General features: G+C 38.8%; 13 protein-coding genes. 9 read left to right on the top strand and 4 right to left on the bottom strand.

Features of this window, described 5'->3' with window-relative positions; genetic code table 11:
- Positions 1-27: 27 nt before the first annotated feature.
- The 7 genes from SD427_RS11045 to SD427_RS11015 all read left to right on the top strand — a co-directional run bounded on the left by SD427_RS11045 (position 28) and on the right by SD427_RS11015 (position 10586).
- A complete protein-coding gene (locus SD427_RS11045; protein ID WP_320557852.1) occupies positions 28-3147 on the top strand; it encodes a M60 family metallopeptidase in 3120 nt (1039 codons plus the stop codon).
- 214 nt (positions 3148-3361) lie between these two features.
- The gene (locus SD427_RS11040) at positions 3362-6604 is read left to right on the top strand and encodes a phage baseplate assembly protein V (protein ID WP_320557851.1); all 3243 of its coding nucleotides are present in this window, start codon (positions 3362-3364) and stop codon (positions 6602-6604) included.
- 176 nt (positions 6605-6780) lie between these two features.
- A complete protein-coding gene (locus tag SD427_RS11035) occupies positions 6781-7119 on the top strand; it encodes a DUF4280 domain-containing protein (RefSeq protein ID WP_320557850.1) in 339 nt (112 codons plus the stop codon).
- A 413-nt stretch (positions 7120-7532) separates the two neighbouring features.
- Entirely contained in the window at positions 7533-7853 is a 321-nt protein-coding gene (locus SD427_RS11030; RefSeq protein ID WP_320557849.1) for a helix-turn-helix domain-containing protein, read from the top strand.
- 62 nt (positions 7854-7915) lie between these two features.
- Entirely contained in the window at positions 7916-8518 is a 603-nt protein-coding gene (locus tag SD427_RS11025) for a DUF6759 domain-containing protein (RefSeq protein ID WP_320557848.1), read from the top strand.
- A gap of 881 nt (positions 8519-9399) precedes the next feature.
- Positions 9400-9603, top strand: a complete 204-nt coding sequence (locus SD427_RS11020) for a hypothetical protein (protein WP_320557847.1) — start codon at positions 9400-9402, stop codon at positions 9601-9603.
- A 533-nt stretch (positions 9604-10136) separates the two neighbouring features.
- On the top strand, positions 10137-10586 hold the full coding sequence (locus SD427_RS11015; protein WP_320557846.1) for a helix-turn-helix domain-containing protein: 450 nt from the start codon (positions 10137-10139) through the stop codon (positions 10584-10586).
- 307 nt (positions 10587-10893) lie between these two features.
- On the opposite strand, the gene SD427_RS11010 is transcribed toward SD427_RS11015, so the two are convergent.
- From SD427_RS11010 to SD427_RS10995, 4 genes are all read right to left on the bottom strand, one after another.
- Positions 10894-13377 carry a PAS domain S-box protein gene (locus SD427_RS11010; protein ID WP_320557845.1) on the bottom strand — a complete coding sequence of 828 codons (2484 nt, stop codon included), beginning with the start codon at positions 13375-13377 and terminating at the stop codon, positions 10894-10896.
- A 537-nt stretch (positions 13378-13914) separates the two neighbouring features.
- Positions 13915-14292 carry a response regulator gene (locus SD427_RS11005; RefSeq protein ID WP_320557844.1) on the bottom strand — a complete coding sequence of 126 codons (378 nt, stop codon included), beginning with the start codon at positions 14290-14292 and terminating at the stop codon, positions 13915-13917.
- A gap of 554 nt (positions 14293-14846) precedes the next feature.
- On the bottom strand, positions 14847-15206 hold the full coding sequence (locus tag SD427_RS11000) for a prevent-host-death protein (protein WP_320557843.1): 360 nt from the start codon (positions 15204-15206) through the stop codon (positions 14847-14849).
- Between the two features lie 139 nt (positions 15207-15345).
- A complete protein-coding gene (locus SD427_RS10995; RefSeq protein WP_320557842.1) occupies positions 15346-15942 on the bottom strand; it encodes a Crp/Fnr family transcriptional regulator in 597 nt (198 codons plus the stop codon).
- A gap of 234 nt (positions 15943-16176) precedes the next feature.
- Between SD427_RS10995 and SD427_RS10990 the strand changes: the two genes are divergently transcribed.
- Both SD427_RS10990 and SD427_RS10985 read left to right on the top strand, forming a co-directional pair.
- Complete coding sequence (locus SD427_RS10990; RefSeq protein ID WP_320557841.1) at positions 16177-16383, top strand: hypothetical protein; 207 nt, start codon at positions 16177-16179, stop codon at positions 16381-16383.
- Positions 16384-17134: 751 nt separating this feature from the next.
- A complete protein-coding gene (locus SD427_RS10985; RefSeq protein WP_320557840.1) occupies positions 17135-18610 on the top strand; it encodes an ATP-binding protein in 1476 nt (491 codons plus the stop codon).
- Positions 18611-18614 lie beyond the last annotated feature (4 nt).

Genomic DNA, 18614 nt, shown 5'->3' with positions numbered 1-18614 from the left:
CTTTCAAATAAGTTAAACATCAGTATTATGAAAAATAATAATTTTATCTTATTCTTTTTTCTTTTCTGTCAGCTTGTCTCTTCCCAATATAAGATGCCGGTGGCATATGCCAGTTCATTACAGCCATCACAAAACGGAGAGGAAGCAGGCAGATGCATTGACAATAATTTAAACACATTATACCATTCACGGTATAATCTGAATACAGCCGTACCGGATCAGCTGACTTTTTATTTTTCCAACAGGGTAAAAAGTATCAATAAGATAATATATAATCCCAGGATTACGGAGTATAATGGGATCTGGACAAGTATAAAGGTTTCGTATTCTACACAGGCCAATCCTGATGTTTTCATCAATATAACGGGAGTGATTCCGTTTTCTGCAGATAACACTGCAAAAACAATAAATTTGCCGGCACCGATTATTCATCCTGCTGCCATTAGAATTGACGTTCTCAATGCTCAAAATAATTTTTCCAGCTGTGCAGAAACAGAATTTTATTCTGCAGAACAAATGGATCCTGTACAAGAAGAGTGTCCACTTCCTGTAAATGAATTCTATAGCAATCCGGATATTCTCATAGTGCCTGAAATTACAGGTTCTTCAGCATCCAGCTTTCAGCCCGGACAAAATATTGATCAGTCCTTTGACGGGGATTTAAATACGATGTACCACTCAGACTGGAACGGGACATCTGCAACATTTCCTATTTCACTGATTTATAAGTTTGATGGTCTGAAAGCCATAAATTACATTAAATATTCACCCAGGCAGAGTGGTGGGACAAACGGGTTTTTCGGAAATGTAAAAATCAGTTACAATACAATTTCTGATGCAGCATATATTGATATTTTAACCTATAATCTGGGACAGGATGAGAATGTGAAGATTATGGATTTTCCCTCTGCAATTGTTCCCTTGACTATAAAAATTGAGGTTCTTGACGGTAAAAATAATTTTGCCAGCTGTGCTGAAATGGAATTTTTCCAGTTTAATCCCAACGGATTTAATCTCTCTGACTATTCCAATATTTTCAATGATCCGGTTTTCAGTATCCTGAAGCCTGGGATAACCCAACAGGATATCAATTCTATTGCTTCACCATTTATAAAAGGGCTTGCACAATGCATTTTCAACAATACGTACAATAAAAAATACAGAGTTCAGGCCTTCTCTGCGTATAAAAAAATTGAATCAATTAACACATCATACAAAATTGGGAATTACAACAGCTATGAAAATCCCACGGGAATAGCATTTAAGGCAAATACGACTGCTGTTGTCTTTGCAAAAAATATTTCAACGGCCAATAAAGTGTATTTAAAAATAAGGGATTTTGCAACGGAAGGTTCGTCACCGGAAAAAAAATATCCGTTAAAAAACGGACTTAATGTACTTCCTGTTACGAGTGCGGGAATAGGATATATTTCATATTTCACAGATGATGTAACGGCACCGGAAGTTTCCGTAAATATAGCCGGAGGTATTGTAAATGGTTTCTACAAAAAGGGAACTCCATCTTCAGAATGGACTCAAACACTGACCAATGACGTTTATCCTAAAGTAGATATCGAAGGTTACTATACCAAACTGGTAATAGATAAATCCGCTGTAAGCAATTTTCATTATTTTAATGCTCAGCCTTTAATTGATAAATATGATGCTGTTGCGAAATCAGAAAGAGAAATGATGGGCTTTTTTAAGTTCAACAAAAATATAAAAAACAGACAGCTTGTATATACGGAATCTACAGGAGGATGGTATGCAGGAGACCTGGGGGTTCATCTGGATCTCACCTGGGGAACTTCAGCATCAGCTTCTTCTGATGGCCTTTCTTTATGGGGCGTTGCCCATGAATTAGGGCATATCAATCAAATCAGGCCAGGTTTAGCTTGGGTTGGAACCTCAGAAATCACCAATAATCTTTATTCATTATGGGCCTGTTATCATCTTTATACGCCTTTGGGAGCAAACAGGCTTACCAGACTGGAGAGCGAAATAGGAGATAGGACTTCCTATCCTCAGATTGAGGGAAACAGATTTGGAGAATTCATCATACAGACCCGGATTAATGGAAAAAGTTATGCAGAACAGTTCAGGGCGGATTTTGTAAATCCTTTAGATAAAAATTTCAGGGCACTCGTTCCTTTCTGGCAGCTTATGCTTTACTACCAGCTGGCAGGTGCTTCTAAAAATGCTGTTCCTCTGGCTTTTGATGCTGATATATCTGATGAAAATACCACGGCTCCGGCAACTCCTGTTATGGGAATAGATTACGCACATTGGTTTGCTAATGTTGCCGATAAAGTTTTAAATACGGATGAATCGCAGCTTAGTCAGGGACAGTTGGTAATGAATTTTATAAAAAACACCTGTGATGCCGTACAGGAAGATCTCACAGACTTTTTTACCTATACAGGTTTTTTAATTCCCGTCAATACATTAATATCAGATTATTCCAATGCACAGCTTACCATTACCCAGAGCATGATTGATGAAGTTAAAAACTACATACTTATAAAAGGCTATGCCAAGCCTGTTTCTCCTGTAGTAAACTACATTTCAGCAAACAGTTTACAGGCTTACAAAAACCTGTTGCCGGTTTCAGGGATTACAGGCGCAGGTGCTCAGTTGGTTAATAATAGTCTTGGAAGTTTTGTAAAAGTCGATAATTCTAAATGGAACAATGCGGTAGCATTTGAGACTTACGGTGCATTAAACCAGTTGATCAGTGTCTCTATTGTAGGTGCCGGAGATACAACGCTGTCCGAAACCTTTGTAGATTTTCCATATGGTGCTCAGAAAGTATTTGCTATAGGGTATAACGGACAGAAAATTCTCGTTTACCCAGCTTCAACATTGGGTATTACGGATAGCAATCCTATAAATAACCATGACTTTACAGTCTATCCAAATCCTCTTAAAAACGGAGAGAAGATAAATATTGCTCTTAAAAATTCAAAAGGAAATGTCAGGGTTAAATTATATGATACTACCGGAAAGCTGTTATTTTCTTCGGACAATATTCTGGATGAAATAAATAAAGAAATAAATAAGTATCTGCAAAACCTGAAATCAGGAGTCTACATTCTTTCTGTTAACAACAGCATACGTACATACGAAGCCAAAATCATTAAAGAATAAATCAGGCATGGCTACTGATGAGATAAGATAGTATAAAATTGATATTGTAAAAATATATTACTGATGCTTTTTTTATTATGGCGAGAATAAATAATAGTGACATAAGTTCCAGAGAGATTGTTAAAACATAAAGGAAAATTATATTTCAAAAGATTTCCATGCAATTTACGCTTTAACTTTTTTATTAATTTATTTTCCATGTAACACAGATATTATGAAAAAGATTTCTAATTCGGATATGCTTTCAGGGAGCACTGTCCGGGGCATTTCGCGCATGGTCCGGCTTGAGATTGTGATCGGCGGTCGGATCATCCGACATTTCAAGTATTTTAAGCTCCGGCAAAGTACGGTGACGCATCACTTTTTTGAGCTTATTCTGGCACATGATGTCCTGGGTCAGGCCCAGGACCATCATTTAAAAGAGGCCCAGAAATTCCTGGGAAGCCGGATAACGGTTATTTTCAGGTACAGGGATCTTGAAGAAGAGAGCCCTGAGCGTTCTTTTACCGGGGTGGTAACCCAGGTGGCCTTCAGTCAGGAAGAGATGAGCCTTGGTGATCTTGTACTAAAGGGAGGGAGCCCTACCTTGCTTATGGATGCCGCGCCGCACTTCCAGAGCTTCGGAGGCGAGAAGCCTGTCAATACATCCATCATTGCGGATAACATTATAAAGCAGAGCCTGCCCTCCGGCACCTTCGATGTCAGGATTGATACCCGGAGTAAAAGCTATATCAATTACAGTGCACAGTACAATGAGACCCACTATCACTATCTGTCAAGGATAGCGCAGGCCTACGGGGAGCATTTTTACTATGACGGCGGGGTGCTTCATTTCGGGAAGCTCCCGGCTGCTGAAAAAGCTTTAGTGCTGGCATACGGGAGCAGTGTCCGTCAGGTCAAGGTAAAGCTTAACGCAGCCTATACCCGTTCTTATTATTTCGGTTATAACAGCAGCAGTGACAAGAGGATGTCGGGTTTGGATTCGGATCCCAGGCATGTCGGGGAGCTTGCCTCGCAGGCTTACGAAATCAATAAAAATATTTATAAGTCCGAGTCCCTGTTGCCTGTTCCGTTGAGTGCCAACATGGAGCTTGATATAGACGACTCTCAGAACAGCGCCCGGGGGAGTTCAGCTTCAGGGGTTTTTACAGTATCGGGAAAAACCACGGTTCCTTTTTTATATCCCGGCTGTGTGGCGGATCTGGAGATGAGGCGCCCCGGTACCTGCCGGACGTCATATTTTACCAGGCTTATGATTACAGAAGTCTCTCATGTTGTAGATGGTTTAGGGAATTACACCGGTAAGTTCAAATCGATTGCAGAAGGTACGGGCTTTCTGCCAAGGCCTGAACTCATTGTTTCCAGGGCCGAGCCGCAATTGGCTACGGTAGTGTCCAACAGTGATCCGCTTAGCCAGGGCCGGATCCGGGTACGTTTTGACTGGCAGTCTGAAGGCTCGACGCACTTCATCAGGATGATGAGCCCCGATGCGGGAGGGACGGATGCAGTTCAGCAGAACCGGGGTTTTGTGGCCGTTCCGGAAGTAGGGGACCAGGTGATGGTAGGGTTTGAGTACAGCCACCCGGATTTCCCGTTTGCCATGGGAGGGATGTTCCATGGGAAAAACGGGCAGGGAGGAGGCATTGACAACCATTTAAAATCCATTCAGACCAGGAGCGGGATAAGAGTACTGCTCAACGACACAGACAAGAGCGTGACGCTGTATGATCCGAGCGGGAATACCTATTTCATGGACGGAGCAGGGAATATCAGGGTAAGTGCCCCTAAAAGCATCACCTTTGATGCGGGTGAAGACATCACGATGAATGCGGGTAAAAACCTGGAGGTAAAAACGGGAAACAGCATGGAATTTATGTCCGGCAACCTGGCCGCTTTCCATATGATTTCCGGAGCCATGTTTTCCACGCCATTCATGGAGATGTCGGTACCGGTACATTTTAACATCCAGAGCGGAAAGACAACGCTTCATTCAGAGCAGCATACTGAAATCCAGGGGAAAACTACCGGGATATCCGGTCTGGAAAAACTAATGGTCCATTCTGATGAGGAAACCACGATAAACAGTAAAGGCAAAACCCATATACTGGGCAAGGACGGCAACAACCTGTCCAATATCCCGAGGGATTTTCAGCCTCTTCAGAAGGAGATGGACGGGCGGTACATTGCCCACTTCAGGCCGCTGCCGAACTGGAACGGAGAGGGATATGGTTTTGACTGGGTAAGGGCAGGGGATACAGATTTTCCCGGGGATGTGCCTTACTCACAGATTACCGGAAAGATAGAGAATGGTGCATTTGTGAAAAGCCGCGGGCAGTATCTCAAGCTGATTTCCAGTTTCTCGTATTATGTGTACAACCATACGGATGAATCGGGGAATAGCGTTCCCAAATCGTACGCGTATCCTTATTTATGCCTTTATCCGCTTACCTATTTCAGAAAAGTAAACGGGGAAAGCGTCAGGAAGAATTCCCTCTATACCAATACTACAGCCCGGCTCACCCTTTTAATCAACATAAAGGAAGCGGCGCAGGAAGTCACTTTAAAATACGACACTAAAAAATTTCAAATTACCCATGATCCCTTTCCCCTGACGGAGGGGAACCATCAGATCTCGGTAACCATCACCTGCACGGAAGAGCTGTCACTGGACCGTAAAATAGAACTCTTTGCCTCTTATAAGACTGAAGATGGCAATGTTAATAAAATACTGGCCGGCGGATTAACGGTCAAAGCCAATAAAAAGAGGTATGATGTACCTGTGGTTTTCATAGAAGTGTCAACGGACATCGGCAATCAAAAGAAATATCCCACAGTATGGGCACGCGAACATGAGATTCAGAAGTTTTTAAACCAGGCTCTTATCAATCCTGTTTTTAAGGATACTATTAATCTGGATTGTAGTGTAAACTCTCATCCTGTTAGCGGAATAAAACATAACAGGCAGTCACGGTTTATTAATTCTGTAACCCTGGAAAATAACGAAATTGTTAATGACAGTGATAATGATAAGAAATTAATGAAGTTTTTATTATCAGAATTAGAGATACTGTATCCTGAAAAGTATAAAGATGCTGTAAAAGTTTTCTTTATCAATGAAAGATGTACAAAAGCTACAGGTTATGCTATATGTAAGTATAAAACAGCACTTCTCTTTGATCGTGGATATAATTCAGATAACAGGAGTGTGACCACGCATGAAATTATGCATGCCATGGGGCTGCACCATACGTTTGAAGAAAAAAGCAAATTTGTTTTTGAAAAATACGAAACCGACAATTTAATGGATTATTCTGATGCATTTGGGGACGAGAGGAAAAAAGATGTTATCACTACATATCATTGGCAGTGGAAAATTTTACAGGAAAATTCACAAACAGAAGCATCGTCAAGAAAATACTTTAAACAGCCGCCGCCACTTTTTGAAGTCAGGTTATAATCATTTTATTAAATAAGAAGATTTAATAAATACCAGACAACTCTTCCCCGCTATTAAAAGCCCGGTGTATTTTTGAAAATCTGTTAATTGTAATTTGCAGGTACCAAACTCCCTTGAAGAAAATTAGCTTCAACCAAGCATCAAAATTATATATAGTAATTAATAAAACATACGATATGCCGGCAAAAATTACAGAACAGGCAAAATTAACATGTGATAAAGGCACATCGCCTGCTCAATTAAAAGTAACCAGCCAGAATTTCTGCAAAGCTGACAATAAGCTCATTGCAACTGAAATGGATAAACAGGCCAACATTAATATTCCTGTTTTCGGATCTTGCAGTATCACACAGAAAGATTGTCAGCCAATGCCGACATCATGGGTAAATACCACAATAAAAGATTCCATTAACGAACTGAAAATCCTTACTGAAGCAAGTTTTTGCAACTGCAGCCAAGGAGGTAAGATATCCGTCATTCACAAAGGGTACAGCGAAATACATGATGTTTCATGAACAAAATATAATCATAGAATAAATATCTGTTTCAAAAGTGCTTTCTATCAAAAACAAAGTATTTAGGACTTACCAAAGATGTGAACTTTTATAAAATTTAAATCATCTTCAGTAAAATTTTATAATTATCATTATTAATCAGTTCGGATCGGATAATTATTCAGCTTTACCATCAACGCTTCACAAAATTTGCAGAGGGAAACTGAAATGACTTCAATATCTAAAATCTCAGAATTAAAGAGAACTGATCGTTATTTCATGTCTTTGCACGGGTGATTTGTTGAAACTCGCATTCTGACAATCAGGAAATTCATTATAGATACATAAACATAGGGATTGATTTATTTTTGAAAAACGAATAAACCTTTTGGCAAGTATTATAAATATTTCATCAACCTTAATTTATCACTGCAATGAATAACAATCCTGATTACAAAAAAATCTACAATGATATGATCGCATTAAAATACCCGGAGAAAAAGAAAATATGCGAAAATATCTTAAAAAAAGAGATGCTTAGCACATTAGACATTATTAAGCTTAATAATTTTTTAACTAAAGATTTATCAGAGACCAATAATTCTGAAAACCAAAAATTAAAATCCTATGATAAAACTACTGTTTTTAAAATATTGGATTATCAGAAAAAGCACTGTCTTAATAATGCAGAACTCGCCAAGCATTTCAACATGAGCAGAAACACAGTTGCCAGCTGGAAAAAGCTGTATTTCTAAAAGGAACAAAACCAGATAATACGTTGCAGGGTTGGCATGCCCTATCACAATAAATGCTGATCATGAAAAAAACACAGATAAAAAAAGTATTCCAGGTTATATTCTTTTTGGGTTTCTTTATTTTAAACGCCCAGAAGAACACAAAAAATATCTTAAAATCAAATGATATTACAGAAATAACAAATTTTTTACAAACCTGTCATGCAGATGATCCAAGAAGGCAGATTTTAAAAAGAAAATTAATAGATCTTAAAAACCAGGCATGGACAAAACCAGGGAGCGGTCCCGCTATGGAAATGAGGCCATTGGTTTCAACAACAATACCTTCTGTTAATTATCAGACACTGGAAAAAGAAGAATTTGAGAAACTTATTTCTGAAACATCTTCTGAACATAACGAAAAAACAGTTAAGCTGCTGAATAATCTGTTTACCGACAATTCAGAAAATGATACGGCTGTACTTCTTGTCCGTAACAAAACCAAATGCAATTTCATTATAAGGTTGAAAAATGACAGTTATTATAAGATGCCGGTGAAAGAAAACTCAGAAAATTTCATCACCCTGAAGAAAGGGAAATATTTAGTGGAAACTAAAATCTGTGAAAAATTGTATGTAAGTGAAAAAGATATTTTTAAAAATACCCTTTTAGAACTGAAAGACTGATAACCATACATTAAACTCGTCCCAGATAACTATTTTATATAACTTTTGGTAAAGCCTGTAGCAGTTGTATTGAACGGTATCATAAGGAATGACTTTTATAAAAATATTTTAAATGAAATTAAATAATTAGGTAATGTTTAGTTCCGGGGCAGAGAAACATTCAAAAATGATTCATCCTTAAAATTTATCTGTCCCGGTTTTATTTTTAAACCTTATAAAATAAAACTGTTGTTTTAATTTTTACTGTGATATGGCCCTAGCCCTGGCAACTGTAAAATATTCCGGATAGCCGCTTGCGTAGCGCAGGATACCTTATACGCCTCAGATCAGATCATCTTGACATCGGTAAACTGTGATAGAATTGTAGTTTCTGAAGATAAGATGTACTTAGACAGAAAAAGACATAAAATCCAGTATCCGAAAAGCATCAACTCTGACTGGATTCCGGCTTATCATGACAAAAGCCTCGGATTGCAGTGCTGATACTAAAAATATAAAATAGAATGAAAGTCAAATTAGTTGCCGGTTGCTTGTAATGCAGTATGATGGGGACGGTAAGTCTGTTTAATGGGGTCTTGTAATTAAGCAGAAGCCTCTTCATTATTTTGTGCTCTGGATAAGTATTTTATTTAAAACTGGATCTGTTGTCATAAATCAATAATATATACATTAGTGTGACAAAAGGCAACGATCAGATATTGCAGTAATTAATGACCACACAGCTTAAATAGCTGAAACCAAATGGTTAGTATTCAATATATTAATGATAAATTAAAATTTTAAGATGACGGTCATTGTATTTAATTTAGTGCTAATCATTACCGGATTGATGTTGTAAACATTAATATCATAAAAGTTTTACTGTGACTAATAATCTAATTATGAAGTTAAGTGAATATAAATACCTTATTGGAAAGTCAAAACAGCAGGTGATGCTGGAAATGGGTAATCAGATGAACCACTATCCTTTTGATGTTTGGATATATGAACTGAAGACCAATTGGCTTGGACAAAAAGTATCCCTTCTGATCAGTTTTGAAAATGAAACCGTCTGTGATGTTTCAATTACCAGATCATGGCGGTAAAGTTGTTTTTAAGCTTAAAAATGGACTTTAAATCTTTATTGAATAGTCAGTTATCTGTCAATGATTTGACGGATATCGTAAGTATATAGTACAGTTTATATATAGATATAGTTCTCACCTGGCATTTTCATAGCAGGGATTTTCATTGACTGACTTTTAACCTTTTCCCTGTTCCGGTTTAAATTAATAATGACCAGAAATACAGAAGATTAAATTAAATATAAAGATCATGAGAATGAAAGCCGGAAAAAAGTATCTCTATGTATCAATATCAGAGTGAAATTCAGTCAGGTAGAATACAGGATAAAATCAATACCATCTGTCATATGTGCTTAACGGGAAAACCGGCAGATAACAGAAATGGTATATGAAATAAATTTTGAGATCCGGAAACACATGCCTTGCTTACTGTATGAGATATTAAAATATATCGGCGGAGGGAAATCAGGAAATATCTCATGGATATGACCAATAGTCTCAAAAGTGCAGATTGCTTGAAACGGCTAATTAAGATGTATTTATAAATCAGCTTTATGAAATGTTATAAATGTCAATCAGAGAAGAGGGTAAAAGCAGGCTTTATAAGAGAGCTTCAGAGGTATAAATGTAAAGACTGTGGTTGTTTTTACAGCGTTGAAAGGAAATCTGATGTAAAAAGCCCCGAACAGAAGAGATTAGCTTTGGAAATGTATCTGGCGGGAATGGGTTTCAGAGCTATTGGAAAATTATTGAATATCAGCCACGGTTCAGTTTACCAATGGGTGAAAAAATGGCGGGAATCGGTTTCTCTTCCTACATCACAAAAGCCTCTGGAAATTGTTGAACTGGATGAAATTAAAAGTTACATAGAAAACAAAAAAACTGGTGTTGGACGCGGGTTGCTGTTGATAGATCTGGAAAACGCCTCATCGGTTTTATTTGTACGGAAAGAAGCACGGCAACTTTTAAAAAATTTGGGAATGACTGAAGGACAGGGATCGTAATGATTTTGCAGTGATCTGATCACCGGAAAAGTTATTCAGAATTGATTCGCTGGATAAGTATTGAGAATCAAAAACTGAAACATTCACGGTTGAACGTTATAATTGATTCCAGAATCAGGCATTACCTGGCAGGTTTAAAAGAAAAACCAGATGCTATTCCAAAAAACAATTCATGCCGGAAAACTCTCGGATTATTATTTTAAAACTTAATAAATAATTGGATTTGTTAATTTAAAACAGACTAAAAATATAAAATAAAAATTCAGACTTGTTTCCCTGTGATTAATTATGTCCAGATGCACCAGCCTTAATCCGGCAGTGTAAACCAAAACGTTGTTCCTTCACCTTCCGCACTTTCTACACCAATCTTTCCGCCATGGCGCTGGATGATGTCTGAACAGATATAAAGCCCTAATCCCAGTCCGGAAACCTGTACGCCGCTCTGGTCTACCCTGAAATAGCGGTCAAACAGATGCGGAAGCTTATCGGTCGGAATACCGGGGCCGGTATCCCTAAGTGAAATCTTTACCGAGTCACCGGGATGTTCAATGGTGAGGAAGATCTGCCTGCTGTTCGGTGCATATTTGATAGCATTGGTAATGAAATTTGTAACTACCTGTTCTATCCGGTTTTCATCTGCCACAATTTCAAGGTCTTTTTCGCCTTCCACAATCAGCTCATGCGTGCCCCGCTGTGCTACATGGGTACAGCATTCGTCTATAATATGGGCCAGGCTGAACTTCTTTTTATTCAGCATGACTTTGCCTTCGTTTATTCTTGTCACATTCAGCAGATCTTCCACCAGCTCGGAAATTTTTTCCATACTTCGGTTGCATTGCTCAACAAGTCTGGGAAGCAAAGCGGTCGGACTTGCCTTCATCCGCTCCAGAAGCTGTAAGGAAGCCTTCAGGCTGGTGAGCGGTGTTTTAAGCTCATGGCTGGCAATTGAAATAAAATCGTCTTTCTGCTGCTGAAGCTGCTTGAAAGCGGTGATATCCATCACGGTCCCCAGCATTTTTTTCAGGTTGCCCTGGCTGTCGTAATGAACATCTCCCTGCAGGCGAACCCATCTTACAGAGCTGTCTGTAAGTAGAATACGGGTTTCATAAAACAGCCTGCCGGTCTTTCGGGCGATCATATGGGCCTCGTTGCTGAGGTGGGCGTCCAGAGGATGGTAAACAGACAATACCTGCTGCCTGGAAACAGGGCTGTTAACCCCGAAGATTTCGTCGAAACGCTTCGAGCCTTTGAGGGTCTGGTCTGCGTAACTGAGCTCATAGGTTCCGATTTCTGCCGCTTCAATGGCCAGACGGTTGCGTTCCTCAGCATCTTCAATCTGCCTGCGTGCCGTTACTTTATCGGTTACATCGTTGCCCACTACCATAATTGACGTTACTTTACCTTTTAAATCCGTTACCGGTTCGTAAACAAAATCAATAGACACTGTTTCGGCAATGCCGTTCCGGTTCAGTATCAGTTCATGCTCTTTTCCATGGAATGCGACACCGGTGTCAATAACCTGCTGCATCAGCGGGGCATATACCTCAGCTACTTCAGCTACGCCATCCCAGATGGTATGGTTTTCTAACTGCTGACGGGTTTTGCCTACCAGTTCCAGGTAACTGTTATTTACTTCAACCACGATAAGATCTTCCGCCCGGATCACGCATATGGCAAACGGCGCCTGGTTGATCAGGTTTCGGAACCGTGCTTCGCTGAGCAGCAGTTCATCATTGGATTCTGCAAGCTCTTCATTGGTTGTCGCAAGCTCTTCATTAAGGGCGGCAAACTCTTCATTGGAGGCTGCCAGCTCTTCATTCATATCCTGCAGCAGCTGCTCATCCAGCTTCCGCTGGGTAATATCAATGCAGGAACTGATGTATCCGGTAAAGTTTCCGTCAGACAGAAATCTGGGCGTTCCTTTTTTCAGCAGCCAATGATAGACTCCGTCAGCCCCGAGTACCCGGACCTCATCGCTGTAGGAAACCCTCTTCCCAAATGCACGCTGATGGATGTCAAGAAATTTTTGTCTGTCCAGGTCATGAATCAGGTCATGCCATCCGGTGCTGATCAGTTGGTCTGCAGTTCTTCCGGTAAACTCAATCCAGGCTTTGTTAAAATAAATCAGCTTTCCTGTCTCTTCGCGGACGGCTACCAGGATGTCTGTGTTGTCAGCCATGGACCTGAAGCGTTCTTCACTTTCAATAAATGCTTTCACACGGTCGTTCACCATGGATTCAAGCTCAAGATTCATCCGGAAAAGCTCTTCCCTGCTTGCCTGGAGTTCTTCATTGATGGTATTGAGTTCTTCATTTGAGGCTGCAAGCTGTTCGTTCAGCGACTGCTCACGAATAAGCAGTTCTTTATTATGAGCCGCCTCCTGCAATGTACGTCTGTTCAGGTAACGTTCAGTCACATCAGTTGCGCTATGCAGAATGGCTATAACCCGGCCGCTTTTATCTTTGATGGCACGGTACTCAAAATCAAAGTAATAGGTATCAAGTACGCCATTTATCAGGAGCTCTGCAGGGGTGTCATTTCCTGAAATGGTTATCCCTTCACGCCATACCCTGGCAAACATTTCCAAAAATGGCTGGTCTGAAAGTTCCGGCATTGCTTCTACCAATCCTTTACCTATAACTTCAATACCCCGGCCCCAGATGGTTAACATTGCCTGGTTTGCAAATTCAATCCGTGCCTCTTCACCCACATGAACAGCAGTAGCGGTACTGCTGAAAGAAAGTACTTCATTTAGCTGTTCAAAATTCAGAGATGTTACTGGCTCAGTCATAGTATGGGGGTTAGGCATTAGGTCACAAAAATACAAAAATGGTCCGAATGTTAAGCACATGTGGCATATATCTGCTGAACCTGCACCAAAGTACATCCTTAAACAGATTTTCTTAGATCCAAAAAAAACTTTTGATATCTTATTACAGGTATTTCAGGCTGTTGTAACATAACTTCAGGATTCGGTGTCCTACGTTTCTTTTAAAAAATAAAATTTCACTGAAAAGACGGGTGCAGAAAAAAAATCCGATTATTTAGATTTTACCTGATTTTGCAGATTTGTAATCAATCAGTGGGTTAAGTAAACAATACGACTGCAGCTTTAGCGGCTTGTGCTTTATGTCTTTTAATTTTAATATGACATGAAATAACTCTTATTTATTAAGTAGTGAAGCACAAGGATTTCTATAAATAAATGTTAACCATAATAATCTTGATTGAAATTGACCAGTTAAGGAGGTTATTTTCGTTGGTGAATAAGCTGAATGTAGGGAGATTTTAAATCTTTACGCAGAATAGGGAAGCAGTAATATTACATTCATTCATCCGTTTCCGCTTTAAGATATCGGGCAATCAGTTTTTCAAGTTCGTACAGATCAAACGGTTTTCTGAGGTAATCATTTGCTTTTGATGCATTTTTCAGGGCAACAATGTTGGTACTTGCGCTTATGATAATAACAGGGATCTGATTAAACTGTCCGTGAGTCCTTAGGAGCCTGATTGCTTCCGTTCCGCCGATGTCCGGAATATAGTTGTCCATGAGAATAAGATCAGGGCAGAATTTTGAAACCCGCTCAATGATATCATGTGAAGTTTCTGAAATCTCAACTTCATAACCTTCATCAAAGAATACCATCGTAAGAACATCCAAAAGAGTTTTATCGTCGTCGAAAACCAATATTTTCTTTTTGTTCATAAGCTTTAATCGTAGGATTTACTGATTGTAAATTATTTTGTACCGTATAAATTTCAAAGCAGATGCAGGTATCCATTGCATACGGTCTGTTAATTAATGAGGAGCAAAGATAAAAAGAATATTTTATAAACAGATAGGTAGTATAATGCAATGCATCGGATTCTGTACGCAGTCCGGAATCTTAACCGGAATTTCAGAATGGGTTGTCCGGTCATTGTATGCAGTCCGTCTGTTGCTCAGTTCCCACAGATGCATAATACCTGCTGCTGTCCTATAATTTTCTTCTACAATGGTATTTCAACATTAAATGGATGCCTCCGGTTCGGTATTTTATAAAAGGCTTGATGATATGGTCAGACCATAATAGATAACGGCTGAAAAATAATTTCAGCCGTTATCTTGTTAACCGTAGCATTTAATTGTTTCTGTCAGCACATACTGCCGTTCATCAGGCAAATCTCAATAAATCAAATCTTAAGATCTTATCATTCATTCGCTCCGCATTACTTATCATCAGGCATGATGCCGGTGAAATAAGAAATTTAACAGAAATCTTAATTAAGCTGATAATTCTGGATGACTAAGCTCAGGATAAAATGAACGTAGTCTTCCTCAGCTGCCTTTCTGTTGATCAGTCTGTTTTTATAGTCGTACGAATTCAGCACTTGTGATAATTTCTTGTACGCTTCCAATTGGTCTCCTTTGATTTTAACCCTCATGTTACCGTCTCTCCTGGCAATAAGTTCATTGCCGATGGTTCTTACTTTAAACAAAGCTTCCCATAATTTGGGGTTAAAACCCATTTTCCCGCCGTACCTTTCAACTATATTAACCTTGAACGAATCAAATATGATTGTGTTGAATACAATATTAGAGCCGGCCTCCTGTGTATTAAGCTCAAGTGTATAGTTCATTAATTTAAATTTTTACAAATTTAGTCAGAAGCTTAAAAAAAACAAAATAAAAGCTTCTATTTAATCAAAATTGAGGTATTGTTTATTTCTATAGCTTTCTTACTTATCAGATTTAGAAAGCAATATCCCTGTTTTGTATTTATATATGAATTTTCCTGTTGATGATTTTAAGAAAATTTTCTTTCTCCAGTTTTTTAATGGTTCTGATCACGGTTTCTACCCTTAAAGCAGTTATGGAAGCAATCTGCTGCCTTGTTAAAGGAACCTCGAAAGAGAACCGGCTCTGGTCACTGCTGAAGCTTTTCTGATAGCCCAGTACGCCTTTTATCCTTACTTCAGGCCGCAGGGAGGCATTGTTTTCCAGCATGATATACTTATGGTACAGGCGCTCAGAAAGGAATTTATTAATATCCCTTGATATCTGAGGATGGTCATCAAGCAATTGCACAAACCTGTTTTTCGGCAGGCGGATCACCCGGGTCTGCTCAAAAGCAACGGCATTCACAGGATATTGCTGATCGATAAACAAAAGAAGCTCACATACACTTAAACCTTTACTCAGAATGGCAAGGATCAGTTCTTTCCCTTCATCATCATAGTGGTTAAGTTTTATCCGGCCCTCCATGATCTGGTAATAGTATTTAGGTTTGCTGCCTTCCGTAAATATAACATAAGAGGGATCAAGGTCTTCTATTTCCGCTCCGTACGACAGTAAAAGTTTTTCTGATATTAACATAGATAATTTAAGGGACTAATGTTTCTTAGATACAAATTATGATCCATTGTCGCTGCCTGTTAGATTTAAAAAAATAACCTTTTGGGCGTATGACTCGAATCATAAAATATTAAAGCAGTAATTTAAGTCTTTTTTCTGAAAATAAGAAAATAATTCCGGTTCATTTGTGATTCAACTCATAAAATACGGCATTATTGCTCATTAAGTTTGATGAATCCAAATCGATAAATCAATATGAAAAAAACCGTTATGATGACTGCAGTGCTGATCCTGATTACCCTAACAGAGTGCACAAAATCCGAGACCCAGTACAAAGACCAGGACAATAAAAAGGAAACCGTTAATGACAGAGCTTCTGATACCGTCCGTACCCTCCAGGAAGAATCGCATACCTTACAGGCAAAAGGAAATCCTTTAAAAGTTCAGACGGATAATGAATAAGTGGCAGCCCGGTCTTAAAAGTTTTTGTTAAGGCCGTTAATACCGGAGTGATGTATCTTCCGGAAATTGTTATTCATGAAGCTGCTAACAGAAAGCCGTGAAAAAGTATGATATTAGCTGGATAAATATGAATATGAATATTGAAGATTGCTGCAGGGGCTCCCTGTTGAGTATTTGTATTAGCGTGAACTATAAGATATCGGAGATATAAGGCACAATAATTTAGAAACTGTAAAAAGGTTTTCCATATATGCGGAAAGCTTTAAAACACATATTTAACGGATAACCGCACCTCTGATTTTACAGACCGTACTTTTAAATTAAATACTATATAATATATAAAGCCATATTGAATTTTATATTCTGATGAAAAGGGCATATTTCCTTATTCATTTATTAAAAACTATGTTTAAAAAATAAACCCCTGATTTTCTCAGGGGTTTATAATTTGAAAGTATATATTTAAGTGAAAAAGTGTTGTTTATTAGTATTCAAACAGCGTGCCGCGATGAACAGGTCGGGATAATTATTGCTTAAATATTACAGTATTTTAATTTATTTGTCTTTAATTTACTGACAGTCTGCAATAAATACCTTTTAACTAATTTGAATTATTTTTTTCACAATAAACAGATTTAGTATAAAAATGTGGTAGGCGGCCTATATTAAGCAAAAAATAGCGTTTTTTCGGAATATTGTGAGTATTTTTGATACTGAAGTAAATATAGTTAAATATTGATTTTACGTTTCTATGATCTTAATTGTTGATGATAACCAGAGTAACCTTTATTCACTGAAAAAATTGCTGGAATCGAAAGATTTTTTGGTAGATACGGCTAACTCCGGAGAGGAAGCTTTGGGAAAAGCATTGAAAAGTGATTATGCTTTGATAATTTTAGATGTCCAGATGCCTGACATGGATGGTTTTGAAGTTGCAGAAACCCTTGCAGGATATAGTAAAACAAAAGAAGTGCCGATCATATTTTTATCAGCTGTAAATACCGATAAAAGATTTATTACAAAGGGATATGCTTCAGGCGGTAAAGACTATGTCACCAAACCTGTAGATCCGGAAATTCTTTTATTGAAGGTGAAAACTTTTTATAACCTTCAGGAACAGAATGTGGCGATGAGGAAAACACAGCAGAGTCTGGAACTTGAAGTAAAAGGAAGGAGGGAATCTCAGGTGACCATGAAGTCGCAGATCGATCATTTCCACCTGATGCTGGAATCTTTGCCACAGATTGCCTTTACAGTAAACGGAGACGGAATTGTTGATTTTGTGAACGGTAAATGGTATGAGTATGCTGCATCTGACCTTTATTTTCCGCAGACCCATCCTGATGATTTCAGTATTGAAGAAGAATTTAAGCGCTGCAGAAAGAAAGGCAGGGCACTGGAACTCGAAGTAAGAATACAGAATATAGAATCCGGCAGTTACCGTTACCATTTGCTGCGCGTTACGCCGGTTTATGAAGGGAATGCCGTTAAAAACTGGGTAGGTACCTTTACCGATATTGATGACCAGAAAAAGGTAGAAAAAGAAAAAGACGAATTCCTGAGCATTGCAAGCCATGAGCTGAAGACGCCTTTGACAAGCATCAAAGCATATGTCCAGCTGCTTGAAAGAAGGTTGAAGCTGGATAAGGAAAGCGTGGAAGCAGGATTTGTAACCAAGGCCCAGGATCAGATCGAAAAGCTGAATACGCTGATTACAGATCTGCTGGACGTTTCCAAAATAGAAAACGGAAAACTGAAGATCAATAAAAAGCCCACCAATCTGGAAGGCGTCATCAGCAATGCCATTGATACCATTCTCCAGACCCATGATGAACTGGGGATAAAAATCAGGCGGGACGGCATACGCCCGGATATTTTAATTCCGCTTGATGCCATACGCATCGAACAGGTGCTGATCAATTTCCTCACCAACGCCATCAAATATTCTCCCAAGAACAATCAGATTATCGTAACCACTTTCGTGGATGAAGAAGAACAGGAAGTACGGGTCAATATCACAGACTTCGGAATAGGGATCCCGGATTTCAAGCAGGAGGCGGTATTCCGTAAATTCTACCGTGTGGAAGAATCTTCGCTGCAGTTCCAGGGGATGGGCATAGGCTTGTTCATCTGTTCTGAAATCATCAAGCAGCACCACGGAAATATCGGTGTTTCCAGCAAAGTGGATGAAGGATCTACATTTTATTTTACATTACCCTTAAATTAATTTC

Source organism: Chryseobacterium sp. JJR-5R (genome assembly GCF_034047335.1).
GTDB lineage: Bacteria > Bacteroidota > Bacteroidia > Flavobacteriales > Weeksellaceae > Chryseobacterium.
This window is presented reverse-complemented; position numbering and strand designations above follow the sequence as displayed.